The 26,516-nt window shown below is 56.6% G+C and carries 23 protein-coding genes; 6 read left to right on the top strand and 17 right to left on the bottom strand.

Going from position 1 to position 26,516, the window contains the following annotated elements; genetic code table 11:
• Window positions 1–5: 5 nt before the first annotated feature.
• The gene (locus AACH87_RS01945) at window positions 6–941 is read right to left on the bottom strand and encodes an ADP-ribosylglycohydrolase family protein (RefSeq protein WP_338797044.1); all 936 of its coding nucleotides are present in this window, start codon (window positions 939–941) and stop codon (window positions 6–8) included.
• Between the two features lie 71 nt (window positions 942–1,012).
• The gene (locus AACH87_RS01950) at window positions 1,013–1,705 is read right to left on the bottom strand and encodes an NUDIX domain-containing protein (RefSeq protein ID WP_338797045.1); all 693 of its coding nucleotides are present in this window, start codon (window positions 1,703–1,705) and stop codon (window positions 1,013–1,015) included.
• A 130-nt stretch (window positions 1,706–1,835) separates the two neighbouring features.
• Between AACH87_RS01950 and AACH87_RS01955 the strand changes: the two genes are divergently transcribed.
• The 4 genes from AACH87_RS01955 (at window position 1,836) to AACH87_RS01970 (ending at window position 4,126) form a co-directional block, all read left to right on the top strand.
• Entirely contained in the window at window positions 1,836–2,396 is a 561-nt protein-coding gene (locus tag AACH87_RS01955) for an RNA 2'-phosphotransferase (protein WP_338797046.1), read from the top strand.
• Between the two features lie 23 nt (window positions 2,397–2,419).
• Window positions 2,420–3,031 (top strand): HAD family hydrolase, encoded by a 612-nt coding sequence (locus tag AACH87_RS01960; RefSeq protein ID WP_338797048.1) that lies wholly within the window; start codon window positions 2,420–2,422, stop codon window positions 3,029–3,031.
• A 194-nt stretch (window positions 3,032–3,225) separates the two neighbouring features.
• The gene (locus AACH87_RS01965) at window positions 3,226–3,537 is read left to right on the top strand and encodes an HU family DNA-binding protein (protein WP_338797049.1); all 312 of its coding nucleotides are present in this window, start codon (window positions 3,226–3,228) and stop codon (window positions 3,535–3,537) included.
• Window positions 3,538–3,679: 142 nt separating this feature from the next.
• Window positions 3,680–4,126 carry a helix-turn-helix domain-containing protein gene (locus tag AACH87_RS01970; RefSeq protein WP_338797050.1) on the top strand — a complete coding sequence of 149 codons (447 nt, stop codon included), beginning with the start codon at window positions 3,680–3,682 and terminating at the stop codon, window positions 4,124–4,126.
• 1,696 nt (window positions 4,127–5,822) lie between these two features.
• On the opposite strand, the gene AACH87_RS01975 is transcribed toward AACH87_RS01970, so the two are convergent.
• The 4 genes from AACH87_RS01975 to AACH87_RS01990 form a co-directional block, all read right to left on the bottom strand.
• Entirely contained in the window at window positions 5,823–7,250 is a 1,428-nt protein-coding gene (locus tag AACH87_RS01975) for a hypothetical protein (protein ID WP_338797051.1), read from the bottom strand.
• Window positions 7,251–7,284: 34 nt separating this feature from the next.
• The gene (locus AACH87_RS01980) at window positions 7,285–9,561 is read right to left on the bottom strand and encodes a hypothetical protein (RefSeq protein WP_338797052.1); all 2,277 of its coding nucleotides are present in this window, start codon (window positions 9,559–9,561) and stop codon (window positions 7,285–7,287) included.
• Window positions 9,554–10,552, bottom strand: a complete 999-nt coding sequence (locus tag AACH87_RS01985; RefSeq protein ID WP_338797053.1) for a hypothetical protein — start codon at window positions 10,550–10,552, stop codon at window positions 9,554–9,556. Before AACH87_RS01985 ends, AACH87_RS01980 begins: the two co-directional genes overlap by 8 nt.
• 261 nt (window positions 10,553–10,813) lie before the next feature.
• Entirely contained in the window at window positions 10,814–11,272 is a 459-nt protein-coding gene (locus AACH87_RS01990) for a hypothetical protein (RefSeq protein ID WP_338797054.1), read from the bottom strand.
• Between the two features lie 301 nt (window positions 11,273–11,573).
• On the opposite strand from AACH87_RS01990, the gene AACH87_RS01995 reads away from it, so the two are divergent.
• Entirely contained in the window at window positions 11,574–12,401 is an 828-nt protein-coding gene (locus AACH87_RS01995) for a hypothetical protein (protein ID WP_338797055.1), read from the top strand.
• Between the two features lie 1,116 nt (window positions 12,402–13,517).
• On the opposite strand, the gene AACH87_RS02000 is transcribed toward AACH87_RS01995, so the two are convergent.
• Complete coding sequence (locus AACH87_RS02000) at window positions 13,518–13,982, bottom strand: YetF domain-containing protein (protein ID WP_338797056.1); 465 nt, start codon at window positions 13,980–13,982, stop codon at window positions 13,518–13,520.
• A gap of 68 nt (window positions 13,983–14,050) precedes the next feature.
• Complete coding sequence (locus tag AACH87_RS02005; RefSeq protein ID WP_338797057.1) at window positions 14,051–14,539, bottom strand: hemerythrin domain-containing protein; 489 nt, start codon at window positions 14,537–14,539, stop codon at window positions 14,051–14,053.
• Window positions 14,540–14,808: 269 nt separating this feature from the next.
• Here AACH87_RS02005 and AACH87_RS02010 point away from each other — a divergent pair, with 269 nt between their 5' ends.
• A complete protein-coding gene (locus AACH87_RS02010) occupies window positions 14,809–15,300 on the top strand; it encodes a hypothetical protein (protein ID WP_338797058.1) in 492 nt (163 codons plus the stop codon).
• Between the two features lie 287 nt (window positions 15,301–15,587).
• On the opposite strand, the gene AACH87_RS02015 is transcribed toward AACH87_RS02010, so the two are convergent.
• From AACH87_RS02015 to AACH87_RS02055, 9 genes are all read right to left on the bottom strand, one after another.
• Entirely contained in the window at window positions 15,588–16,175 is a 588-nt protein-coding gene (locus tag AACH87_RS02015) for a hypothetical protein (RefSeq protein ID WP_338797059.1), read from the bottom strand.
• 123 nt (window positions 16,176–16,298) lie between these two features.
• Window positions 16,299–16,661: a KGG domain-containing protein gene (locus AACH87_RS02020; protein WP_338797060.1), complete on the bottom strand. Its 363-nt coding sequence runs from the start codon at window positions 16,659–16,661 to the stop codon at window positions 16,299–16,301.
• Window positions 16,662–16,917: 256 nt separating this feature from the next.
• Window positions 16,918–17,727: a hypothetical protein gene (locus AACH87_RS02025; protein ID WP_338797061.1), complete on the bottom strand. Its 810-nt coding sequence runs from the start codon at window positions 17,725–17,727 to the stop codon at window positions 16,918–16,920.
• 171 nt (window positions 17,728–17,898) lie between these two features.
• Entirely contained in the window at window positions 17,899–20,445 is a 2,547-nt protein-coding gene (gene ligD, locus AACH87_RS02030) for a DNA ligase D (protein WP_338797062.1), read from the bottom strand.
• Window positions 20,446–20,465: 20 nt separating this feature from the next.
• Window positions 20,466–21,488, bottom strand: coding sequence for a Ku protein (locus AACH87_RS02035; RefSeq protein ID WP_338797063.1), 1,023 nt, complete (start codon window positions 21,486–21,488; stop codon window positions 20,466–20,468).
• Window positions 21,489–21,498: 10 nt separating this feature from the next.
• A complete protein-coding gene (locus tag AACH87_RS02040; RefSeq protein ID WP_338797064.1) occupies window positions 21,499–21,957 on the bottom strand; it encodes a hypothetical protein in 459 nt (152 codons plus the stop codon).
• Between the two features lie 96 nt (window positions 21,958–22,053).
• Window positions 22,054–23,088, bottom strand: a complete 1,035-nt coding sequence (locus AACH87_RS02045; RefSeq protein WP_338797066.1) for an SDR family oxidoreductase — start codon at window positions 23,086–23,088, stop codon at window positions 22,054–22,056.
• A gap of 160 nt (window positions 23,089–23,248) precedes the next feature.
• Window positions 23,249–23,866, bottom strand: coding sequence for an isochorismatase family cysteine hydrolase (locus tag AACH87_RS02050; protein ID WP_338797067.1), 618 nt, complete (start codon window positions 23,864–23,866; stop codon window positions 23,249–23,251).
• Between the two features lie 77 nt (window positions 23,867–23,943).
• Window positions 23,944–26,271 carry a catalase gene (locus AACH87_RS02055; protein ID WP_338798824.1) on the bottom strand — a complete coding sequence of 776 codons (2,328 nt, stop codon included), beginning with the start codon at window positions 26,269–26,271 and terminating at the stop codon, window positions 23,944–23,946.
• Window positions 26,272–26,516 lie beyond the last annotated feature (245 nt).

The following is a 26,516-nucleotide window of genomic DNA, read 5'->3' on the forward strand; positions in this document are numbered from 1 at the left end:
ACGCGTTACGGGGGAATCGCAAATTGGGCACTACACCTCAACAATTCATCTGCGAGACTTGAGATGTCACCGCGCATCACTAGCCGATCAAGCCACTGATTCGGAATTCCAGAACTTCCATAGAAAGCTCCGGCGAGTTGTCCGCAGATCGCTGCTGTCGTATCTGCATCATCACCAAGATTGGCCGCGCTCAGAACTGCTTCTGAGTATGACTCCGTACTAGCGAAACACCAGAGTGCAGCTTCCAGCGAGTCCACACAGTACCCTGAGCCTCTGATCTCACTTTCTGCTTTGGTCCTGTATCGCTCGTTTGCGATCTCAGAAACTCTGGGACCAAATGCCTCTGTAGCGGCACTTGCCAAAACCAGGGACTTGGGCTGCCCCGTCAATGCGGCCCTGAGCAATAGCCCAAACAATCGCGAGCACTCAATGGCTTCTTGTGCCCCATGGGTAGTTCGAGTGCTCTCTGCCGAAAACTGAAGCACCTTCGCAACACTGTTCCTGTAAAACATGGGTATGGGGGCCAAGCGCATTAGCGCACCATTTCCAGCACTTCGCGAATCAAGGCTTCCCGCAAACGGGTCTCCCGAGCAAATGAAACGATCCAGCGCTGCAGCCACGGTCATGCCAATATCAAAGCACTCACCGTTGCTACTCATATAGCCCACGCTACGCCAGTTGCAATAGCGATTCATTTGATCAACAGGATCAAAACCTCCTTTGTGAACCAAGCTAGTGGCCAGACACAATGCCATCGATGTGTCATCGGTCCATTCGCCTGGCTTCAATCCAAAGGGGCCGCCGCCCTGCATGTCGACGAGTGGCCGAAACGTTCCCCTGGGCATAAATTCCACAGTAGTGCCAACAGCGTCTCCACAAGCGAGGCCCAGGAGACACCCACGGTATCTGTCTATGGCGGTCAGTTCGATCTGTTCATTCAACGGGCGTCCTCCTTTGCAGAGTGGATGCTGTGAGCTACTGCCGAGCAGATGGTCTTCACTGCGGACAATTCTTATGAGTCAGCAAGTTCAGTCCTCGGACTGAAGGTTCTGGGAAACAAGGTGGCATGCGAGCGATCTACCAAGCGATAGCCCATGGCAGGACGACCAAGGCCGCCGCTGATCATTCCAACCTCTTCCATGAATTCAGCGTCCAACATGCGCTTTCTGAAACCGCTTTTGTCGACGGGCCGCCCTAAGACAATCTCATAAGCATGCTGCAGCTGAGGCAAGGTAAAAGGCTCCTCCAGAAGAAACGCTGGCAAGGAGGTGTACTCCACCTTGCTGCGCAGACGCGCCAAAGCGCTGCCCAGAATTTCCCCATGATCGAACGCTAACCTCTTGCGACTGGCGACCTCAACGTCGATCCAGTCAACATCAGCAGCATTCGCGCCCTTTCTCAGCACCAAATCTCTCGCTGGCACCAAGGCAAAAAAAACGTTGGTTACGGACCAGCCACGAGGGTCTCGCCTCACACCTCCCCAGCTACCTAACTGCTCAAGGTAGGAGGCGTCCAGCCCCGTCTTCTCGCGCAACTTTCGCAGTGCGCACTCCATCAGGTTCGCATCTTGGTCAACGTCTATGAATCCCCCTGGTAGCGCCCAACGACTCGGATACGGCTCACCCTCACCGGAAGGTCGGCGTACCAAAACAACTTTCAGTGTGTCATTCAGAACCGTAAAGATGACGACATCCACGGTGACCATGGGACGCGGGAAGTCCAAGGATGGCAATTGAGGTTTCACAAATTTGATCTCTCAAGGTCAATAGTTGTACTGCACAACCCACAAGTTGTATAGTACAACTTAATTTATAAAAACAAAAAAGGGAGAACCTATGAAATTTTCAGAAAAACAAGTCGTGGCAACCAGCAAATTCCTGAGTCTGGTTTTGCGTCACAAGCCTCAAGTGATTAGCTTGGACCTGGACTCCAACGGCTGGGCAAACGTTGATGAGTTGCTGCGCAAAGCGTCTCTGGCAAAGCACACCCTGTCACTTGAGTTGCTTCAATTCGTCGTTCAAACCAACGACAAGAAGCGCTTTTCATTCAGTGATGACGGCACCCGGATTCGAGCCAATCAAGGTCACTCTGTCGATGTGGACTTGGGGCTTACAGCCATCGATCCGCCAGCGATCTTGTTTCATGGAACAGCTGAGCGTTTTATCAGCTCCATACTGGCGACGGGGCTGCAAAAGCGTCAACGTCACCACGTTCACTTAAGCGAAAACAAGGACACTGCCATTCAGGTTGGGCGCAGGTACGGGGTTCCCGTTCTGTTGGCGATCGATGCGCGGCAAATGGCCCAAGATGGAGTTTCCTTCTACCAAGCAGACAATCAGGTTTGGTTGACCGATGAAGTGCCTTCGCGTTATCTGACCATCGTCTCAACGAAATAAGCCAATCTCAGGAGTCGCTTGTCGTGAAAAAGCCCACCATTGCTCTGGACGCTGATGGCGTGCTTCTGGACTACAGCCTGGCCTACGCCCACGCGTGGCAACGCGCATTTGGGATTCTTCCGCAGGAGATCGATCCGCAGGCATATTGGCCCATGCAGCGCTGGGGTGTTGACCAACTCACGGGAGAGCGCCGTCAACAGTTCAGGGACTGCATGGACGAGACATTCTGGTCCACTATTCCGGCATTGGACAAAGCAGTGGAGGCCTGTCATCTATTGCACGATGCGGGGTTTCATCTGGTGTGCGTCACAGCGCTGCAGCCTCAATTTGAGCAAGCCCGCCTTCGCAACCTGCGCGATTTGGGGTTTCCTATCGAAACGGTGATTGCCACTGGCGGTGATGTGTCTGGCCGCAGTCCTAAGGCGAATGCGGTGGACCAGTTAGCACCTGTGGCCTTCGTAGACGACTACCTTCCGTATTTCAAAGGCATTCGGCCTGATGTTCACTTGGCATTGATTCATCGTGGCCGCAACGGCACTCCCAATGTTGGACCCGACCTGGATGCCGTGCACTCCCAGCATGAAAGTCTGTGGGAGTTCAGTGAGTGGGTGCTGAAGCAACCGAATCTCAGGTGAACATCTAGCCATGTCGTTGGGGTTCTACCTATTGGGCCTGAATGCTCTCCATGGCCAATGGCTCTGGCAGGGCACTTGGTTTAATTCCTGATTACTGCAATTCACTCTGATACGAGCACCCGTCATTCAACACACACATTTGCATGCAATGGCGTTATAAACAGGCCCTTTTTACCTCTACCCATTGACCACCTATGAACCGCGCAGAACTCGTTGAAATCCTGGCTTCAAAGAACGACCTGTCCAAAGCTGCTGCTGCAGCAGTGCTGGAGTCTTTCATTGATGCCGTCCAAACTGCTGTCAAGAAGGGCGACGCTGTCCAACTCGTGGGCTTTGGCACTTTCAAGTCCGCCAAGCGCGCTGCTCGAACGGGCAAGAACCCCTCCACGGGGGTGGCCCTGAAGATCCCAGCAACCACAGTACCCAAGTTTGTAGCGGGTGCCAAATTCAAGGCTGTGGTGGACCCAAAGGCTGCCAAGCGCAAGGCAGACAAAGCAGCCAAGTAATAAACCACAGGCTGTGGGTTCACAGGCCTCATTCAAAACCGCCTCTGGCCGTTGGTCTCAGGCGGTTTTGTTTTGCTCGCCCAGCAGAAACGCAGTAAATACTCACGCTCGCGAGATGGTCCGATCCCGTAACATCGCAGGCATGAATACGTTCTCCAATGCATTTCGTGCTGAAGTCATCCGGATGGCCCGCAAGGAACTCAAGCCTGAGCTCCAGGGTATGCGCAAAATCATCACCAGCCATCGTTCTGAGATTGCAGCCTTGAAGCGTGAAGTCAAAGCATTGGCGTCGCAGTTGCAAGCCGCACAGCGTTTGACCAAAGCGCCCAATACGCCGAACGCCCAGGCTGCGGCGAATGCTCCCAGGCGAGCTGCTGGCGGCGATTTCAACGCTCAAGAGTTTGCAGATAAGCGCGCCGAACTGGGCATCACTCAAAAGCAGATGGCGCAGCTTGTGGGGGCTTCCTGGTTGTCTGTCTACAAGTGGGAGTCCGGTAAGGTGCATCCCCGTGCAGCACAGCTGGATCGCATCTCCAAGATTCTTAAGTTGAGCAAGCGCAAAGCTCTGGCTCAGCTGATTCAAGACTAGGCGGTCTGCCGCATCAGTTGTGTGACCGACCGTGGTCAGCATCAACGGCAGCGGAATGGCTCTGCCGGTGAGGAGTTGTGGCGCTCATCGGCCATTTCGAGCAAGCACTGCATGTAGGGCTGTACTTCAGACCAACGGGCTCTGTCGTTGTAGAACTGTGCCAGCGTTCGTGTCGCTTCGACAGCATCCGGCCATTCTCAGCAATAGTGACACGGGTCTGGTCGGCCGGGTAGAGGGTGGGTGGAACGCGTGGTCACCGTGCCGTGGGCTCAGTGGTCAAGTGCATCTGGTTTCTGCATCTAGGGTGTTAAGCAATCCTGCGGTCGATTTGTCTAGTAATAGCCATTCGACCTAGCGTGTGCTTAGAGAAGGAGCATTTGTCGCGAAGACTGCACTCGCAGCTCTTGCGTTGCTATCGCGAAGTCCTCCGGACAGTTCGCTCTGAGCCAGGACACGGCAGCTTTGCATTCTCGATGAACGTCACCGAGTGTGCAGTCGGGTCGATGTGCAATGTATTTGAGTATTGAGTTCATTGCACGTTGACGGCGCAAAGGTATGCCTTGCTCTCTGCGAAAGCTGCCACCGAACTCTCCAAGTTTTATAAGGCGATTGCGAAGTGCCCCGGTCGTTAATCCAAGCTGCTTCGCGGCATCAGCCAAAGTCTTTGCGTCCAAAATAATTTGGTTGATGTCGGACGGTAGGCCGATGCATTCTTCTACCCAAAGACTGCTCTGACCAAAAATATCCCATTGAGGCTCAGACCAGGGGGTTGAGAAACGTCGTTGGCTTGAAGCATCATGTGCAAACAGTACAGACCACAGTAGCAACCACTTCAACGGGTGGTCCCCTCGACGTCCCCTCAATAGGTCGTGAATCCAACTACCTGTTGCCAGGCTTGATTCAGGAGACCGGACGGTTCGCAGCCACTGAGCCAACGACGAGGCTGCAAACCACCCAGCCAATCTGTCTTTGCTCAATGGGTGCGACCAACTCGAAATGCCCTGTCGCCGCAATTCGTTCAATGCTGATTGCCGTAATGCGTTTAGGTCGAGATGCTCTTGATGCGCCGCGAATTGCGCGAGCAAGGACATTTTTCGAAGAACTTCGAGTTGAGTTGGTGTCGGCTCTGCGTGCTGATATTCACCAATCGATACGTCTGGGAGTATCCAGGTGAATGATTTGTGTATCACCGTTTTAAGAGGTTGAGAGTGGTCTGAGCAGACCCATGATCCAACCAGTTGGTGGGGCCATCGCCATTTTGGCAACAGCTGATTGGCGATGTCGTCATTCAGACATGATTCGCAGTACCGTAAGTGTGAGTTCGGAGATAGACCGCTTGCGGACATGCCAAGCGTTGTCGTCCATCCTGGTCCGTCTACTGAATTCGTGCGGTCTAGAAAAATTGCTCGCCTGGCCGACGTCAGGAAGGGTATGAACAGGCCAATGGAGCATCGAGTTCTGAGAAGCTGAAGCACCTCGCCGAGGCTCCCGCCGGTAACTTGCACAAAGTGATGAAGCCCTGTAGGGGCATTGCGTTCCTTGCAGGCATGTGCAGCGCCGAAAAGCAGTGTTCCAGTATCGCGGTGCGAACCATTGCCACAAATTTTGTGAAACGAACTGGCCCACGAATACAGAGACTCATCGCCTCTCCACGCTGGGATGAATGAGAGCTCCTGGTTGATTCCAGTTGCCATGTTCAGGCATCAACTTGCTTTGCTGCAAGCGTGAGGTAGCGTATTTGAGACTTCTGGAAGTCCTCATCCAGAGGGGGAGGTAATGAGGTCTTGAGTGCATTCGTCTTGCTTCGAGTATTTTGCTTAGGTTTGTCAGCCAACTGCTCAGGCTTTTGTGCCTTTACACGCTGGGTGTCGGGAGGCATTGGCTTGTTGTTCTCGTCTCTGCACCACAGTTGTCTGAACGTATCGGCAGGTATGTCAGAGAACGATTGCAATTTCTTCCAGTCCTTCGCGACCATCGCCTCGATGCGAGTGCGGATGCTGTCAAACGTTTTGCTGCTACGGTACACAAGATCGATCATCTCCGTATTGATCGGTTTTTGCGTGAAGAGTGCACGTTTTTGAACTTCGCGCCTAAGTCGGCACAAGTACCTTGGCACACCGGCCGTTCGGTTCCATATAAAGTGATCTAACGTGGGCTCTGCATTACTGTTTGGGAGTGGCGAATATGGAACATCCGGTTCATCGAGAAGAGTAGGTTTCCATAATCCCGGCATCCAGTGTTTGACCCATTCATCATCTGTCGGATCGTTGGCGGGAAGCATGGTGTGCCATCCCCCCTCCGAGAAGCGATCAGCGTCTTGCGAGAAGCTCCGCAGTTCCGTGAAGGCCAGAGGATTGCCGAGCACGACCGTAGGAATTCCCCAATTGAGGACCCTCAAAAAGAAGGTTTGAAACTCTCGTGCGAACGCTGTATGGGCTAGGTTTTTTTCCTGTGCTTCTTCAACTACAAGTAGTCCGCATCGATGGAGGGAGAGTAGATGTAAGAACATGACGGTCTTGCGTTCAACGGTCCAGCTTTTGAATTGCTGGCGGTAGTTAGAACCAAGGGATTCATCCAACGCAAGAAATGCCGATTCAAGAAAGCCGCCCCTCGAACCGTCTGACGGCATGTGGACCTTTAGGTAAACCAGTTGCTTAAGCTTGGCCCATTGGCATTCAGGTAAACCGTGATGTTCAATCACCGTGGGCAATAGCGATAGATATCGATCAAGTATTTGCGACTTGCCCATTCCGGTGATGGCTTCGAGAATCGCTCCCGACGCAAATGTGGGAAACCAAGGAACAGTCTTCAGCTCCGCACCTTTTAGCTCGGATGTCTCATTTATGCGTTGCCGATTGGCTTCTATGTGCGGGTTACGTTGCAGCAGGCCTTGGTAGAGCATATTCTGGACGCTAGATATAAACTCAATCCCAGCGCTGGTTGGAACCACAATAGACTTGAATACGTCGATAAGTTCGTCGCGACGGGAAAGCGGAATCTCAGAAACGTTTTCTTTGGTGATAGGGCGATTGCGCACCGCCCTCGCAAGTTCTAGCATGCCAAGTTTGGGGGGCATCTGTGCTAACAGTGGATTGCTCTCTGCGTCTTTCAGTACTGCGAGCAACGGGTTTGAAATTATTGAAATTTTCTACTCCAGCTTAGTCTTCGAGTAGCTTGAGCATCACATCCTCGACTTCCGACGATGCGATTGCCTGGGTGTTCGCGCTGCTCAGAACAAATGGTGCAATGGGAGCATGCTCGACCAATTTCATCCTTTCTGCCTTTGATAATTTTGGAACTCCACTTTGTGCAGATCGCTCAAGCGAAGTGTTCGCCCGTATGTCACGCTTGAGCTGCGATTTGGTCGGCTTGGATCCACTTAACTTGATCTCCGCTTTGCGTTCTGAGTTCGCTTTTGACGTGGCCTGCTTGATCTCGGCCGCACGTTGCAACCCACGGTTTTGTTCAGCAGCTTTACTGAGAAACGATACCAGACGATCATCTCGAGTGATCGAAAGCCAATCGAGCAACGTCATATGGTGCAGATCGGGATCCCCACTTTTAAGATGAAGTAGCTGCAGCGATCCGCCAAGATTGCACCAGCACTGTGAAAGATCTGACGGATTGATATGAACCTCAATGGGCTTCCGTCTTCCGCCGAGTGTTCCCAACGCACCGGAACGCAGAAGCCATTCGCTCGTGTAAACAAGTTCAGTAATTTCACGTTTAGGCTTATAGAAAGGGTCATACAGATGTATTCCGTCTGCCGCCAGAAATCCCTGTAGGCGGGGCAGACAACGTACCTTGAGCGCGGTGAGGTCTTGTGCTGTTGAACTTATGTAACCGTTCGCAAGCAGCCACTCAACAGCGCCTCGTCGTGTCGGCTCGACACCGTCACGCCTCATTGCCACCAGGGGTAGCGTTATTACCTCTTCATTGTTGTGGCGCAGAATGCGCTTTATCTCGAGTGGTAAAAACTCTTGGAAGTTAAGTCGAGCAAGTTCCACACGCGCCGGCTCACCGCGACGTGGACGGCGGCCCATCGTTGAGCCGGGTATAAGGTGATCAAGATCCTTGTGTGCTCGATTGAAGTTCGATTCGACAGGAGCCTTGTTGATTGACTGATAGGCTGCGCCGTAGCTTGCGCCTGCTTCGATTTCTTCGAGCGTTTTCATCACGGCTTGGTTCTTGCCTTCGCCGTTGTCCATTACGTACTGGCGGAAACTTAGAGACAGCCAGTCGCGCGGCTCGATGGTTATCCCATTTTTCGCGCAGTAGGCAACCTTATCTTCTGCGGCGTGCAAAATAGCGAGCAGCGCCGTCGTCGAGCTTGTGTGCTCGAAGCCCACATGCGACCCGAAGATGTAATCGATCCCAAATCCGGCTCCGATGACTTCCGTCCGTGTCGGAGAACTGATTGGCTTGAGCCTGGATGCCGAAGAAACCAAAGTTTGATCAGCGGGCGTGCTGTCTAGGTACGCCGTCCCATTAATGGAGTTGTGCCGATCTTTGATCTTTCCCAAGCGGCGCATGTACTCTTGCCGAACATGAGTCTCGCCCCGATGAATCTGTTTTGCGGTGAGCGCGTTGGTGGCGTGCGTACCCCAGTATTCGAATTGAGCCGGGCTGTAGTTTTGGGCTTCCGGGGCAATAGTAACTACTGCACTGTTGCCTTCCCACTTGATTGAGGTTGCGAACCAATCGTTGAGTGTGTTGTGAAAGGCCACCTGAGTTGAGACACCCGGCTTTTTGTATTTGGACCAGCCCAGAGCAAAAATCTTGCGCACTTCTTTTGAGCAGTTGACGCCCGCTAGGCGACCTTCTTCACCGCCAAACTCACGAGGTCTGCCGGTCTTTTTATTACTGTGCTTTTCTTTTCCAGGGCCACCAGAATGTGGATACCACGGAAGCAGCGAGTTACGCAGCCCGAGCCCGAGGATGAATGCATTCAATGCCCTCTGCACCTTGGCGCAACTCTTGTGCCCAAGCTCTTTGGCACGCATCGTCGGCCATCCTGAGAACTCCGGGTCCAGAATAATCTGAGCTACTGTGCGATGGTGTACAAAGGGTCTGATGAGCAGATATGCATCTCTTCTATGCTTAAGCCACTTGCGTAGATCCCGGCGAGTTTTTCTAAGCAAGTCGGTAGACGAATTGCTATGAAGTTGTTTGTTTGATAAGAGCCAGTGGCTGGGAGTTTCGAATTTCGCTACGGCGAATTCGCCGTCAGCGATCTGTGCTTCAAGAGATGAGAGTCTGCGAAAGACTGGCTTTTTGATGTAGTTCTTTTGAAATCCGGCAGAATTTTTTTCTGGGAAGAATGAGATGGCGACTACATCTTCAAGCGGGTCCATATGTATGACACGCGCATACAACATCGGTTGTTTTGTCGGTAGTCGTGTCAAAAGTGCGCAGCCGAGATGGAGTTCACTCATTGGACGCCCCAAAGAAGGTTGCGCGCAGGTTTCGAAGATAGTCTCGACTGGCGCGTCGTATCATCTTCGTTGTCTCAACGGGTACCGTTAGGTCGATATCGATCAACTCCAGCCATATACCCAACCGCCACAGTCGAAAGGGGTCGCGATCGACTACGGATGTTTCTCGGGCAGCCTCTGCGACAGCATCACGGATAGGGCGCTCAAGTGCATAGTTATTGAAGCTAGCGACATAGTCGGCAAGTTGCCGTGACTCTTTATAAAGGCGCACTTCGCTGGCTAGCGGCCGTAGCCATCTCAGGTTCTCAACAAACTTAGGATGAATGGATTCGCCCGTTTCATGATGATGATGAGCCCCGACTGCATGGCAATAAGCTCGATCTAGTTCAATTCGCTCCTGGGCTCTGACACTCTTTGCGGTAATTGCCCTGGGCTTGCAACTGATACCAGCGAGGGCCTTCTGTCCCACCGCTCCGTTCAGCATCAGATCGATAGAACCAACGTAGGGGACGGTTGTGCCGACAAAGCACCCGTGATCAATACCTAGGTGTTTTGCAATCTCGATCAGTCCCCGTGTAGTGCGCTGGCCCTGGTCCAGATGTTGGGCTGGATGTGGATGCTCATAGGGCCACATGGGCAGGCACTCACGTAGTCCCTTTGCGCCCAAGTACGCACAAATCAAAGCAGTGTGAAATTCGAGCGCGGAAAGAAAATGATGATTTCTCTTGTGAATGGAGACTGAGTCAAAGATTTGATAGCTGACGGGCGACGAGAAGTTTCTTCGGATTCGGATCCACGGCTGGTAGTGCTCGCCATATCCTTGTCCAGCTCCAGCGCGAATCGCAGTACTGACCCTGACGAGTTGCCGCTGTGAGTATTGCGACAATGCCTTCCCGACCGGTTGCGTGTCCTCTTCCAGCAAATACAGGTAAGGCGCGCTGTACCCTGCCTCCCTCGCGAGCGCACTGGCATTTCTTGATGTAGACGGCATACCGTCTCCCCCCTTGCTCAAGGATGAAGTTAAAGCCTCACGCACAAAGCGTTCGGAAGTTTCGTAGGAGCTGAGGGCGGGCGGGGTCGACTGGATTTGACGTGCAAAATCCGTAGACTTTGTTGAGTCCACTTGCTCGCGCTTGCTTTTGTGGTGCAAAGCGGATGCTTGACTCTGGGATGTGTCTGGCCTGAGAATTCAGTTGCTTAGGTTTTGGTTTTGGCCAAGACTTTTCCCGGCGAGCCCTCGCGCTCGCCGTTTTTATTTGTGCGTCATATCGCCTCCCTTATCGGTGAGCCTCGATAGACGGGTCGCACTTTCTTGGAGCGACTCCAGGTAAGCCAGCAATCCAGCTCGCTGAGCCCCGTCCAGCCAATAGGCTGTGGTGAGCAGCTGTGACACGAGGCGTGTCTCTTCTTCAGATTCGGTCAGTTGCCATACTGAGCGGATGCACCGATCATGCTTGGCAGCCCAAGCGAGCGCCTCCGCATCTCCTTGATTTAACTGAAGCAACGAGGACAACTGGCCCAGAACACGGTCAGTGAACGGAGGGCGACGCCCCTTCTCCACACCACAGAAAAAAGCTTGGTCTATCCCAACGGTCAGCGCTACCGCCTTTTGGCTGGTCGAACATCTTTCGCGGGCCTTCAACAAGCGGCCGGGAAAGAGGAGAAGCTGATTTACTTGTTCCATTTCATTTGTGGACGGACGGTAGTCCATCACACAGATGCTATCGGTCTGCATTGGAGGTCACAACAAGTACGATTTGCCGAATTTCTACTCTAGTCTTCCTATGAAAGATTCGTTCGAATTGTCATTAATTGACTTTTGCGCGCTGTCTAAGACCCCTCTGAAGCGCAACCGAGCAGGGAAATCCCGGGGTCCAGCGGACGCACTTCGGACCGTTTGTTGGTATAGGTATCTGGCGTCTGAAACGCCAGGGATCTCTGCTTATGCTTTGGGAAAGCTGGCCGAGCCGAGCGCGTACAAAGTTGATGTAAGTGACAAAAATCGAATTCACATGCATTCAAACAAATGGATTCGATACTCGAGGGGCACGGCGGTACCTCAAAGTGCACTCGTCGCGCGCTCAGACGAGAAATTTCCAGGCTCAGCAGGATTGATCAACCACCCGGTGTGGTTGTTGATAGACCGGCAGTATTCTTCGCTGGGGCAACTCGCGAGAGTTAAAACCTCCTTTGCGCCCCAGGTACAGCTTGAGATTGATGCGGCTAGATCGCCTTCTCAGTGGTCGTCGCCCGAATTTGCAATCCTGTATGTCAGGAAATTGGTTATCTTGGAGCCGCTTGATGCATTGGGCGCGATCGCCTACCTACTATGGCAGGCAAAGTTGCGCATCGACACTTCTGCTCAGGCGGGCTGGGTACGCTGCTTGTATGGCGCGATGCTCGTCCATGGTGCCGATCTTCGGTCCCTTGGCATTGCATTGCCCATGCTCGAACTGTTTAAGCAGAATTTGCTGGACTCGGTGAAACACGACGGCAATCGGCTGGATTACCCTTCAAATCTCTATTTGCTTAGTATTGAATTGCTCGATCGCTTTTATGCCGAGTACCAGTTGGAGTATGGAAGGAGTCGGCGTGAATTTCTATATGATGCTTGCACAATAAGGCATGGATATGCGCCTGCTGTTATTACTTGGCCGATTTCAGTTCCAGTAGACGAGTACAAATCTTTCGCCAACATCAACGCCTGTGAGACACGGCAGAGAATTTTTTCGTGGGCGTTATTTGCTCTGTCCAATAAAGATCGCGTGATGGAGCTATCGGTTGATTTGGTGATTGATCAATTTTCTCTTGTATTTGAAATGGATGCTAATTTGCAGTGAGTCGATTCTTGATATGTGGTGGGAGTTGCTCCCACGCGAAAGCATGTGCTATCAAATTTATTCTATCGTTCATCAAATGGCGGCCCTCGAGGGAAAACTTCAAAAAGTTAATTGGATCGCCACAGCGAAATATGACGGAAAGATCTGATGGATTGATGATTTGTATCCAGTCCAGGAATTTCTGAATCAATGAGTTTGGATTTGTTTTTAATTCCTTAGCAATCAATCTTATTGCAATTCTCCTGCACCGAGGCTGAAATTCCAGTGCGTCATCATTAAGTAATCTTTTTAGAATATCATTGAAAACTTTGAATGCGTGTTCGTTGTTACGGTGAGAGGTGCTGCTTATCGGAGAAGGTGCCGTGCGGCAAATAGGACAGATCGGAAAAGCGCCGTCCCATCTGAAGGGTTCGGCTTTACACCTACACCCTTCCCAAAGTTCCAAGTCGTGATTGTCACAATGACGCTCGTTCGCGAGTTGGTGAGCTAATCGCCGATAAACATGCCCGTGCGTTCTCAGGTCGTCGATGATGCATTGTTGGCAGAACCGTGGTCTTTCCGAAACATACCCTACGTAATCAGTCGTTCGAAGCCTGGTCTGGTTCACCGTTCGATTGCCTGAGATCATGTTGTGACGGAGCTCTTCTTCAAGATCACTTCTGTATAGGCATGTGAATATAGGAAAGAGCGTGTGCTCTTGAAGTAAGGTTGTTGGGTCGATAGCGTCATCCAACACGATTCTGCAGAAGTCGCGTGCTCTGTACCCTAGAAAAAGATGATTGGCGCTTGGAGGGAGCCCAATGACAGCCCTCAATCCAGAACTCATAGATGCGAATCTTCCCATTCGAACCGATGCTTCGTAGAGGGAGTACAACGTGGCCCCTCTGGGGAAAGATGGAATCACTTGAAGAGTAACGAGATTTGAAAATATGTTTGCTGCTGAACAGCGCGAAGGACTCGCACTCCATGAAATTTTTCATTCTTTGTGAGTAGCTTGCGCTATTAAAAGGCGTTCTTTTCATAGAGAGCACTTTTAAAAGTTTGTTCAGCGCTACCCAATGAAGTGAGCAGATACCAGTGCAGGAACATACCTCAACCTGCCCGCATCCCGTCACATCAATGCCCCTCGGGGTCTTTGCGCAAGATGCTGATACTCCCATCCGCCTCCAGAAATGCGCAGCGCATGTCCTTCAACTCGCAGTCGGCTTCGCGCAAGGCTTGCTCTACATCGGCGGGAGGCACATGCTGTTGTAGCAGCACCTTGTGCAGGATGCGTCCATCCTTGCCCACCAGTACGGGTTCGCCTTCCATCATGACTTGCAGCCGGGTAAAGCGCGCTGTCAGGCGGGCAATGATGGCGTTTATGGCGATCAAAGTGAAGGCCGCGATCAGCCCGGCGGTAACGGACTGGTCGCCGCCTGTGAGCGCGTTGGACACGGCTTCGCTCAGCAGCATCACTACCAGCAGGTCAAAGGGGGTGAACTGGCCAATGGTGCGCCTGCCCGACAGCCGTATCAGGAAGAGCAAAAACAAGTACACCCCGGCAGCGCGTAAGACGATTTCCCACCAGGGGGTTGTCATCTCCCACACAGCTCAACCTCGCGCCAGTAACTCATTTCCTGCAAACTGTGCGCACTGGTAGCGTCTGCTCAGGCTGCTGCCAGATGTTCGTCCAGCAGCCCTTCCTTGCGCGCTTCCACTTCTTCACGCATTGCAACCAGATCGAGCTTCTTGGCGCTGCGCGCCTTGGGGAAGATTTCATTGCGCTCTTCCTTGACGTGGTGATCGATGTATTCCCCCAGTACCTTCACCTTGGCATCAAATGCCTCGTCCACCATCTCGGCGGCCTGGATCTGGGCGATCAGGTCTTTGGCGGTCTGGTGTTCCACCTCGGCTTCGGCCAGCAGGTCCGTCTCCTTGATGGCCTCGCGCAAGGCGGGGTAGAAAATTTCTTCCTCCAGCTGCGCGTGGATGGTCAACTCAGTGCAGATCTCGCGGGCCAGGTCCATGCGCAACTGGCCTGCATTGCGGGCGCGTGATTCGCACAGCGAATCAAAGTCCTTGAACATCTTCTTGACGGCCTTGTGGTCAGCGTCGAGCAGGTCACACACGTCTTTCTGGCGTTGGCTGGTAGGCATGGGGCACTCCGGATAAAGAGGGGATGGATGTAAGCGCCTTGAGCTGAGGTCGATGGTTTGACTCTCCAGGCTCTCAGAAGCGTTGCCATCTTCAAATTGCGATGGCGTCAAAGGTGTAGGCCTTTTCCTTGGGTGAGGGTCGGGCGTTTTCCGTACACACCGAACACGCGACACCTGACCACACCTCGACTGCTGCACATTGGTTGTTTTCCTACAGCTTCGCGCGGAAGCTTTGCCAAAGTCGAGGCATGAAGCCCAACATCACTCTCATGCCGCGTCACCCCCGTTCTCGGTGGTCTGCTGCTTTGCAGGCCGCCACAGCAGGCACTTGTGCCAGCGTCCTATCAGCCGCAGTGCTGTTGCTGGCGGGGCGGCGTGAAGCGGGTAGCGCGGCAGCCCCTCTCAATGCCGTAAGCCATTGGTACTGGGGTGACGAGGCACTGGGGCAGCAGCAAACCGATGTGCAGCACACGGTGGTGGGCTACCTCACGCACCACGCGGCCTCGGTGTTCTGGGCTGCGTTGCTGTCTGCGTTCTTGCAGAGAGAACCCCGGGAGGTGTCTTTGCGCAAGGTCATGGTGTCCAGTGCAGTAACCAGTGCGCTGGCCTGCGCTGTGGATTTCAAGATGACCCCCAAGAGGTTGACGCCAGGGTTTGAGCATCGCCTCTCCCGCAAGACCCTGGGCGGCACTTATCTGTTGTTTGCGGTGGGACTGGCCATTGGAAGCCTGCTGATACGCGCAAAGCGCCATGACCGATGAACGCCAAGAACGCTCTCAGAACCTGTTCAAGATCTTTTTGGGGTCGCACAAGTGTGTTGCCGGGAGGGGCTGCTAGGCGCAGCGCGCCGCCAATAGCCCGTGCTATTGGCAAGCGGTGCAACAACGCAGACCGCCCGGCAAGCCACTTGCCCGAAGGGTTGGAGTGAAATCGGGCGATTGAACACTCCGGCTGCTTGCATGGGCACCAGCCCATGCGGCGCATCCGAAGCATCCACTCATCCCGATTGCACTCCAATGCGATCCCCAAAAAGATTTTGAACAGGTTCTCAGGAGCCTGTGTACTGAGACTCTTCGTTCTTCCCGTTGGGTGCTTCTGCGGCAATGCGAATTTCGGGCAGCGGTGGGGGCACCAGCGTGAGATGGTCATTGCTACTGATGACGGGTACAAAGCCCAGCGGAGCGCGTTGCTTGTGGAAGGGGGTAGAAAACTTCTCTGCGATGCTCGCAGTGGCTTTCTGGAAGAAGGCCTCGTGCGAGGCGATGCTGGTGTTGAAAGCCAGCTCCAGCGTGTTCCAGCGCACCCGCCATTGGCCCTTGGTCCGTTGCACACCGACACGGATGTGCTCATCCACGCAACCCTTGTCGAACTTGAAAAATATCGTGAGGCCAAAGTAGATGTAGCCATCGTCCCCCATCTGGATGCGCGGCGACAGCGTAGTGCCCTCGTTCTTGAGGCGTTCCAGTGATTCGTCCAGGACGTGGAATTCAATGTCCGTGGATTTCGCGCCGAGGTATTCGATGTATTCAATGCGCAGGCGCTCGGCAAAGATGCGGCACTCTTCCTTGTGCTGCTCAAAGTCGCGGTACCAATTGGTGGCCTTTGCGTGCAGCTCATCGAATAAGGACTTGCTCATGGCACGATTTCTCATGGGAAGGGGCACCGATAGCGCCCCTTGGGTCGTGGTAGGGCGGGAGATGGAAGATGTCTAAGGCTCCGTTGCGAGGGCCTTAGACACAGCCACTAGGACTGACGCGCGTTAGCGGTCATTCTTGTGGCTTTGGCGGCCTGCCTCAGCATGTTGCTGAGAAGAGCCGCCACGGGTACCGCCGCCTTCGCTGCTAGCGCGGGTGTTGCTGGCACCACCTTGGTTACCTTGATTGCCCTGGTTACCTTGGTTGCCATCGCTGCCTTGACCTCCGTGGCTCTTTGCACCTGCCTTGCGGGCTTCTTCAGATGTGAACTCGTGGGCGTTGCCGCTGGCGTGGGCTGCACGGCCACCTTCAGCGGCAATTTCACGCTGTCGATCGCTGTCCATCGCTGCAAAGCCGCGCTGGGACTGTCCAACCTGGTTGCTTGCGCTGTTTTGACGGTCTTGGTCGTTGCCTCGGGAATTAGCCATTTGACTCTCCTGTTCAGTTGAAAAAAGCGCTCTTGAAGTTCAAGCGCAGGTTCAGTTTCGACCTCGCGGATGAGGTGACCTGTGGGGTGAACTTCGCAATGCCTGTAGGACTCGTCTTCGCCCCCTGCCAGCACGAGCGCACGTCCCTGGGAGGAAGATTCAGTGAATGCATTGAATCGATTCACAAACAAAAAGGCCCCGGCATTTGCGGTGCCGGGGCCTTGTGGAGCCAGAGGTCAGAAGCTAGACGTGCGGCTTACTTTGGATGCTGCTGGTCCTTGGACTTGCCTTGCGTCCCCTGACTGCCTTGCTGCTCTGTCTGACCGCTCTGGCCACCCTGGCCGCTGGCTTGGCTGCCTTGGTTGGCTTGTGTGCGGCTGCTGCGCCAGGTGTTGAAGTCATCGGAGAACTTCTTGTAGCGCTCGCCCCGGAAACTTTCGTAGTCGTTGTCGAGGTTGCGGATCTGTTCCTCGCGCCACTGGTGGTAGTCAGGGTCAAAGCCCTGATGGGACTGCTGAGAGCGTTGCGAACCCTGCGAGCCTTGGTAGCCCTGATAACCCTGGGAGGACGACTGTTGCGACCGACCTGAGCCATAGCGCTCGGAACCACCGTCAAAGCCTGCGCCGTAACTGTCTGCGCCGCGGCCACCGTATTGGCCTCCGTATTGACCACCACCTTGGTTGCCCGACTGACGCTGGCCGAAGTCGCGCTCAAAAGAACGCGAGCCGCTGTGTCCGCCGAACTCGTAGGGCTGCTGGGGTTGGTCCCACGATGTCCCACCCATCCATCCTTGTTGCTGCCCGCCGCCACTCCAGCGGTCTCGCATGCTGCGTTCGTAGTCACCCCCTTGTTGGGGTTGATAGGGTGGGTCGTAATACCCGCGGCCACTGCTGCGCCACTCGTTATCCCGGCCGCCGCCATAGCCTCCGCGGTTGTCGTGCATGCCGCCGTATGAACGGTCCTGGCGACTGTTCTCGTAGCGTTCGTCACCATGCTGCGAACCGCCGTAGCTTTCCTGCTGACGGCCATAGCCTCGGTTGCGGTCTTCATCTTCACGATATGCCATTGCTTATCTCCTTCCAGAGGTTGAGTACACGCATGGGACCTATTCCGCATACGAACCTTGCATGGTGGAGAGTGAGGAGCGACCGCCCTGTAGGTCATGCCCTGCATGGGCGTAGGACCACGAGGCCGGTAGATGGCATGGATGGCAGCGAAGGGGGAGTGGAGGAGCGTGCTAGGAAGCCATGGACACGTTGGCCAGGGTTTTCATGGCACGTGCAATGGATACGGCCGACTGCTCATACCCCGACCAGGGCGTGTTGCCGACTTTCACGCGGTCTTCGATGGACTGCAGCGTCCAATGCGCGCCGCTGCGCAGGGTATCCAGTTCTTCCCAAGCCACGGGCACCGAAATGCCCATGCCTGGGCGCGCACGCGCTGTCCAGGCCGCGGCGGTGGTAGCCCCCAAACCATTGCGCAGGTAGTCCACAAAAATCTTGCCCACCCGGTTGCGAGGCCCGCTTTTGGCGACCAGCCGCTGCGGCAACGTGCGAGCCAGATGCAGCACCACCGCATGGCTGAAGTCCTTTACGGTGTCCCATTCATGCAGGCGTTTGATGGGTACGACCACATGCAGGCCTTTCCCGCCGCTGGTCTTGAGGTAAGCGGAAAAGCCCAGTTCCACCAGCAGGGTGCGCACCAGAGTGGCAGCCTCTTGCACATGCTCCCACGGCGTTCCTTCACCGGGGTCGAGGTCAAACGTCATGCGGTCGGGCCTGTCCATGCGGTCCTTGCGGGCATTCCAGGTATGGAACTCCACCACGTTCATCTGCGCCGCTGAGCCCAGGCCTTCGCCGCTGTGCACCTCCAGCAAGGGGGGATGCCCGGGGTACAGGTCAGCGGGCAGATGTGCCATGCCTTCCAGATGGTCAAAGTCCATGTGCTTCTGAAAGAAGAGTTCACCCCCTATGCCTTCGGGCGCACGCACCAGTGATACGGGTCTACCCTTCAAGTGCGGCAGCATCAGGGCTGCGACGCGGCTGTAGTAGCTGAAGAGGTCGCCTTTGGTGATGCCGGTCGTGGTGTCGATGACCCGCTCGGCGTGGGTCAGGTGTGCGGATGCAGATTGGCTGGCGGAAGAAGCGGAAGAAGCGGGAGATGAGGGCATGGACTGGGGCCTTTCCTGAACAATGGCCTGAGCGGGCTTGTCAGTGCGCAGGCCGTGAAAGACGGCGTGGCGCACCTTACCCTCGGCCGTCCATTCGGCAAAAGACACTTCGGCCAGAAGCTGGGGCCGTACCCAGTGGCTGTGGCGTGGCGCATGCGGCAGGTCGTGAAAGGGGCTCTCGTCGCTGCGCAAGGCCTGCAGTTGCCTGCCCAGGTCTGCCAGGCTTTTCTGGCTGAAACCGGTGCCCACATTGCCTGCGTAGTGCAAACGGCCTTGGGCATCGTGCACCCCTAAAAGCAGCGCCCCCAAATGGGTCCGAGAGCCTTGCGGTTCGGTGTAGCCGCCCACCACAAACTCCTGTCGGTGGCTGCACTTGAGTTTGATCCAGTCCGGGCTGCGCTTGCCGGTGTAGCGGCTGTCCTTGCGCTTGCCAATCACACCTTCAAAACCCAGGGTGCAGGCAGAGGTCACCAGTTCTGTGGGAGGGGCCTCAAAAGCCTCGCTGTATCTCACATGGCTGTCTTGCGATGCTTGAAGCAAGGCGGCCAGTTGTTGCCGACGCTCCGTCAACGGGCGATCACGCAGGTCATGTCCATTGGCGTAGGGAAGATCAAACGCATAGAAAACCAGCGCTTTTGTATTGCTGCCATCAAACGCGTTTTGCAGGGACTGAAAGTCCGGCACACCCTTCGCGTTCAGTACCAACACCTCACCGTCCATCCAGCCATTGGCCAACGGTAGAGCGGCCAACGCCTTGGCAAGATGGGGCATTTTGGCGGTCCAGTCGTTGCCGTTGCGGGTGAACAGCTGGGCTGTGCCACGGTCCAGCCTTGCCAGAATGCGGTAGCCGTCAAACTTCAGCTCCCAGATCCAGTGGGCAGCATCTTGCGGGGGGCTATCGACCAGGGTGGCGAGCTGAGGAGTGACGAATGCCGGAAGCGCCTCGGGCGCTTTGCGCTGCCTTGTAGGTGCCTTGGCTGGGCGGGACGGTTTGGCGGTCATGCCGTCAGCCAAGGGTAGTGAGGAATATGAGGGATGTGAGGGCGGTGAGATATCCGGCGCGTGCGCCACGCTGTCCGGCATGGCGTCCACCACGCTGAATTCGCTGGCCGGGCGTTCCAGCCCGTCATGTTCCTTGATGAGCAGCCAGGCGGGCTGCTTGTCATCTGCCTGAGAGTGCATGCGCACCAGGGCCCAGTGGCCACGCAGCTTGTGCCCATGGATTTCAAACTTGAGCTTGCCCTTGCGGTAGCCCTCCGCAGGGTCACCCACAGGTTTCCAGTAGCCCTTGTCCCAGATGATGACTTTGCCCGCCCCATATTGCCGGGCGGGTATCTGCCCTTCGAACCGGTTGTAGGAGATGGGATGGTCTTCCACCTGCACGGCCATACGCTTGTCTGCGGGGTCGTAGCTGGGGCCTTTGGGCACCGCCCAGCTCTTCATGGTGCCGTTGATTTCCAGGCGCAGGTCATAGTGCAACCGGGTGGCCCAATGCTTCTGGATGACGTATCGCAAGGCCCCCGCCGCACTGGGCTGCCCTGGGTCTGAGGGCTCAGGCGTCACTTCGAAGTTGCGTTTGCTGCGGTAAGGGGCCAGCGGGTCTTTATCGGGCATGGGTGGCCTGGTGGGTTGCCTCACGCTGTCCGTGCAGATCTCTTGCTGACAGCTTTGGTGGCAGGTTTCTTTTGGGTGGGCCCGCTACCTGCCTTGCTGGAGGCTCGGCGGGTGGCAGAGGCTGCGCGTGTCTTGATGGGAGTGACGGAGGCCGAGCCGTTGTTCTTTTTGCTCTTGCTACTGCTGCCGCTGCTGCGGCCGGCTCCGCTGTGGCCGGGCTTGCCCTCCAGGCTGCGTTTGAGCAGCGCCGTCAGGTCCAGCACATCGGCCCCCTCGGGCAGCGCGCCAGCTTTGGCAATGCTTGGCACCTCGGCCACGTCGCCCGCGGCCACCTTGGTCTCTACCAGTTGGTGAATCTCTTCGGCAAACGAGTTGCGGAAACTGTCCGCATCCCAGCTTTGCGTCATGTCGTCGATCAACTGCAGGGCCATGGTCAACTCGGCATCCTTGATGCCAACGGCCTTTGCGTCCAGCGGGGGCAGGTTGAGCTGCTCGAAGGAGCGGATTTCTCCGCCCCAGCGCAGCAGGTTCAGGATCAATGCGCGCCCGCACGGTATGAGCACCGCCAGATGCTGCTTGGACTGGATCACCACCTTCGCCACGCCCACTTTGTTGCTCTTGCGCAGCGCCTCGCGCAGCAGGGCATAGACCTTCTCGCCGCGTTGCAGCGGTGCCGTGTAGTAGGGGCGCTCCAGATAGACGAAAGGGATTTCATCGGCGTCCAGAAAGGCATCGATCTCAATGGTCTGTGTGACCTTAGGAAACGCGGCCGCGATCTCTTCGGGCGAGAGCACAACGTAGCGCCCCTCTTCATACTCCACACCCTTGACGATGTCTGCTGCGGCAATCTCCTTGCCCGTGGCCTTGTTGACGCGCTTGTAGCCCACAGGCTGCATGGTGCGCTTGTCCAGCCAGTCAAAGTCAATGCCCGTGTTGGCCGTGGCTGAGTACAAGCCCACAGGGATATGCACCAACCCGAAACTGATGGCCCCTTTCCAGAGGGTGCGCGTAGAGGTGGGGGCTTTGCCGTGGTCGTCGCTCATGGTGCGGTGCCTAGCGGGCCGTTTGAGGCTCTTCAACGGACGAGATCACCCTCTCCAGCAAGGTCACATCGTTGGCCAGCGCGTTGCCCCGGCCATCGCCCCCAATGCGGAAATGCGCCGTGGGGCTGCTCGCAAACTGCAGCGCCGCCCCGAAGGACTGGGACGGCAGCACGATGGTGCCCACGGCCCGGTTGTCCAGCAGTTCAAAGCTGGGCCGCATCACCTTGGAGGAGTCGGTAAAGCCGATCATCAGCACGGTGCGGAACGCACCCACCCGCATGCCCAGCAGTTCGATGAAGCCAATGGCCATAGGGACGGTGAAGGAGCCTTCGGTAAAGGTCTCCATGCCCGACAGAAGCGCAGCCCGGAAGTTCTTCACTTTCGACGTCACATACTGGTCCCAGTCGGGCACAAAGGTCTGGGCTTTTTGGAGATTGGTTCCCCAGTTTTTGGGAGCCGTGTCATGCATGTACATACCTCAGTGTTGATGCCATTGCGCAAAGCCCCGGGTCGGGGCGCGCACGATTGTTCGCCTTCGCAACTGCAATAGCTGTAGGACGGGGGCTCAACCTCCCTCGCCAACCTGCCCTGTAATGCCCAGCACCATGCCGGTGATGTAGCTGGAGCAGCAGGGAGAGGCCAGGAAGATGTAGGCCGGGGAAATTTCTTCCGGCTGGGCGGGGCGCCCAAAAACCGTGCTCTTGCCGAACTCGGCAATCTTTTCAGCAGGGCGGTCTGCAGGGTTCAGCGGTGTCCACACCGGCCCCGGCGCCACGGCATTCACGCGAATGCCCTTGTCCGCTACGTTCTGGGCCATGGCCTTGGTGAAGGCATGAATGGCACCTTTGGTGGCCGAGTAGTCCAGCAATTCCTTGCTGCCGCGTATGCCGGTGACCGAGCCTGTGTTGATGATGCTGTCTCCCTTCTTCAGATGAGGCAAGGCAGCCTTGGTCATGTGGAAGTAGCCAAAGATGTTGGTGCGAAACGTCTCTTCAAACCGCTCTTCCGACAGCTCCTCCAGCGACGCGGCATGCTCCTGAAACGCAGCGTTGTTTACCAGCACATTGAGCTTGCCAAAAGTCTCCACCACCTGTTCCACCGTCTTGCGGCAGAAGTCCGCATTCTTCACGTCACCTGCAATGGCGATGCTGCGGTGGCCTTCGGCTTCGATCAGCTCACAAGTGCGGCGGGCATCGTCATGTTCGTTGAGGTAGGCAATGGCCACATCTGCGCCTTCACGGGCGCACAACACGGCCACCGCGCGCCCAATACCTGAGTCGCCGCCCGTGATGAGCACCACAAACCCGTCGAGCTTGCCGCTGCCCTGGTAATGGGGCGCCTCAAAGCGCGGCTTCAGTTGCATCTCGCTTTCGTGTCCTGGCTTCTGCAGTGACTGCGATGGCAGGGGAGGTGTGGGCTGTTCGTTGCCTGGCTGTGTCTGGGCTTTGTGCTGATCTTGAGACGATTTGTCAGAAGACTCCTGGCTGCGCTGTTGGTCTTTTTCCAGTTGTTCCGCCTGAATGCGTTGCTGCTTCTCTGCGGTGGCTTGGGTCGCTTGAGGGTTGGTGGAAGAGCCTGCGCCGGGGGTGGAATGTTCCATGGACGATCTCCAAAATCAGATAGGGGCACCTGCGATAGCGCCGCGGCACCCTGAGCCAACGAGTACGTGCGCACCAGTGGGTAGCCCGTGGACTGCGTGCAAGCTGCCATTACCGCCCCCGCCTTTGCTCCCGCCTGTAAGACAGCGGCGGCTGTGCCTATCAGCGGGTGGCCTGCACTGCAGCCAACGTGCGGACTGAAATGCGGGAGCTTTGTGGGACTTTGCAGCGGAACACGTCGGCCAGCTGGACGAGCACCGCTTCTTTGGAAGCATTCTTTTCAGCGGCGGTGCAGTCACGGGGAACGATGACTTGAAAGTCGCGCATGTATGCATCCATGGCCGTCAGGTGCACACACATGTCGGTGACCAGCCCCGCAATGATCAGCTCCTGGGCTTGGAGCTGGCGCAGCAGATATTCCAGTGGCGTGGAGTGAAAGGCCGAGTGGCGGGGCTTGAGCACGGTGATGTCCTCTGGCGCAGGCGTCAGCAGCCGTGCCATTTCACCCCGCGCGCCCGGCAAGTCGCGGCAGTAGGCCACCAGCTCGCGAAACTCGGAGCGCCAGCCCCCATAGTTGTCGTTGGCATACACGGTGGTGATGCCATGGCGCGAGAGCCTGCGCTTGAGGCGCGCAGTGGCTTGCGCGGCCCGCAGTGCATTGTCCACCAGATTCTCTGCGCCCGGGAAGTGCATGGGGTTGATGAAGTCCACCAGCACCAGCACGGTGGGGCTGGGCTCCAGCGTATGGGCTTCGTCGAGTGAAAAGCCTTCGGTGGGCAAAGCGTTACCTCATGCAGCCAGTGGGTCAGAGACCGCCCGCAGCGTTGTGCTGCAGGGCGGGCGGCCGAGTGCCAGCGTTACACCAGGGGTGGATCGGTTTCCCGGGCAAAGTTGCGGTGGGCGGCAATGGCGGCGATGAACATCTCCGTGTACCCATCTTCCGATCCATAGATGATTCCGCTGTCGGGCTCACCCGAGAGCAAGGTGGCCGGGGTCTGGGCCTTGAGCATCAGTGCCGAAGAACCGGGCATCACCAGGATGGGCTTGCAATGGCGGTACTGGTTCTGAATGAACTCCACCGCGCGACCGTCATTGACGAGTGCGTCCACACTGGCGTCGCTGTCGGCCAGCAGGGCCACTGCATCGAACAGAAAGCCGGGCTCGCTTTCCAGCGATGCGTCTGCCATCAGCGCTGTGCCGTCGGCCGTGGCAACCTCTCCCACCCGGGGCGCAACAAAGCGGGCCATCGCCCCTTCGCTGAACAGAGCGGCCTGCAGGGCTAGGGCGCTGCGTCCGTCCACGCCATCGGCCACCATGAGGGCAATCTTGCGCCCTTCAATGCCGCCCTCTCCGGGCCGTGAAAGCAGCGAAAGCGCTGGAGACAGGCGCACTTCTGGTTCTGCGGGGTTGGGCAGCGCGGGCGGCATGGGCTCTGGCATGGACGTGATTCCCAGGCCCGCTGCCACCTCTACCGCCAGGTCTTCCGACACATTGCGCAGCATGGACACCATGCGTGTGCGGATAGCGGGCACGCTCACCTTGCTCAACTCAAACCGGAAGGCGTTGGCAATGTGGGCTTTTTCCACAGGGGTCTGGCTGTCAAAGAACAGCTTGGCCTGGGTGTAATGGTCTGCAAATTTCTCAGGCTTGGCCCGCACTTTGCCCTGCGCTTCCTGGGCCTGGATGCGCGCTGGAACCGACACAAACCCTTGTGCAGCTCCAGCCTGAAAGGGGCAGCCCCCGGCAAGCGAGTTGGGCTCGTAAGACACCTTGCCCCGATGAATGGTTTGCCGATGCAAGCCGTCACGCTGGTTGTTGTGCACCGGCGCAATCGGCGCATTGATCGGTATCTCGTGAAAGTTGGGCCCCCCAAGCCGCGAGATTTGCGTGTCCACATACGAGTGGATACGCCCGGCCAGCAAGGGGTCGTTGGAAAAATCAATGCCCGGAATGACGTGCGCCGCGCAGAACGCTACCTGCTCGGTTTCTGCAAAAAAGTTGTCGGGGTTGCGGTTGAGCACCATGCGGCCCACTGGGCGCACTGGGATCAACTCTTCAGGGATGAGCTTGGTGGCGTCCAGAATGTCAAAGCTGAACTGCTCGGCCTGCTCCTCTGTGAACACCTGAATGCCCAGCTCAAACTCGGGGTAGGCACCGGATTCGATACGCTCCCACAGATCGCGCCGGTGGTAGTCGGGGTCAGCCCCCGAGATCTTGACGGCTTCGTCCCACACCAGTGAATGCGTTCCGGCCTTGGGGCTCCAGTGGAACTTGACGAACACCGACTCCCCGGCCGCGTTCACCAGGCGGAAGGTATGCACACCAAAACCCTGCATCGTGGCGTAGCTGCGGGGGATGGCACGGTCGGACATCACCCAGGTCAGCATGTGGGCAGACTCCGGCATCAGCGAGACAAAATCCCAGAACGTGTCGTGTGCGCTGGCCGCCTGGGGCATCTGGTTGTGTGGCTCGGGCTTGACGGCGTGGACCAGGTCGGGGAACTTCATCGCATCCTGGATGAAAAACACCGGGATGTTGTTGCCCACCAGATCCCAGTTGCCTTCGTCGGTGTAGAACTTGACGGCAAAGCCGCGCACATCGCGCGCAGTGTCCTTGGAGCCGCGTTCACCCTGCACTGTGGAAAAGCGCACGAACACCGGCGTGGTCTTCTTGGCGGCCTGGAAGGGCGCGGCGCGCGTGAGGTCCGTAAGCGGCTCATAGCATTCAAAAAAGCCGTGCGCAGCCGACCCCCGGGCGTGCACGATGCGCTCGGGAATGCGCTCGTGGTCAAAGTGGGTGATCTTCTCGCGCAGGATGAAGTCTTCCAGCAGCGCCGGGCCACGCACCCCGTACTTGAGGGAGTTCTGGTTGTCCGCCACCTTCACGCCCTGGTTGGTGGTCAGAACGCGCTCTTCGGAATCTGCGCGCACCGGGTCCAGTGCGGCGACGCGATTGGTGGCTCCGCTGGGGGCGATCCCGCCCGTCTTGGCGCTGGTGTTGATCTCCGACACCGTGCTGCCTGAAACCAGCCGTGATGTGAGGGGCTGCGTGCTGCCCGCCACGGGCGCGACGCCTTGCTCAAACCCATGCTCCAGCGGCTTGGTGGGGTTGAAGGGCATGGCAGAGGCCACTTCGTCCGTCTGGTGGTGCTTGGCCGCTACGCGGTCCATGGGATGGGCTCCCATGGTCAATGCGGCATCGGTGTTCGGGTCATCGTGGGGCGAGGCAGGACGCGGGTCCTTGGGCTGGGTCATGGGTGTCTCCGGCAGGTGAGGGAAAGGAGACGCCGAGGCTAAGAAGTACCGCCCGCACCGCAGGTAGGACGAAGCCCCATCTTGGCAGCGATGTGATGCGGCAAAAGCAGGGTGGCCCGTGCAGGGGATGCTGTCCTACGCAGGCCGCTACAGCGCCAGCGCACATTCCGCCCAGC

The organism is Acidovorax sp. DW039 (assembly GCF_037101375.1).
GTDB lineage: Bacteria > Pseudomonadota > Gammaproteobacteria > Burkholderiales > Burkholderiaceae_C > Acidovorax.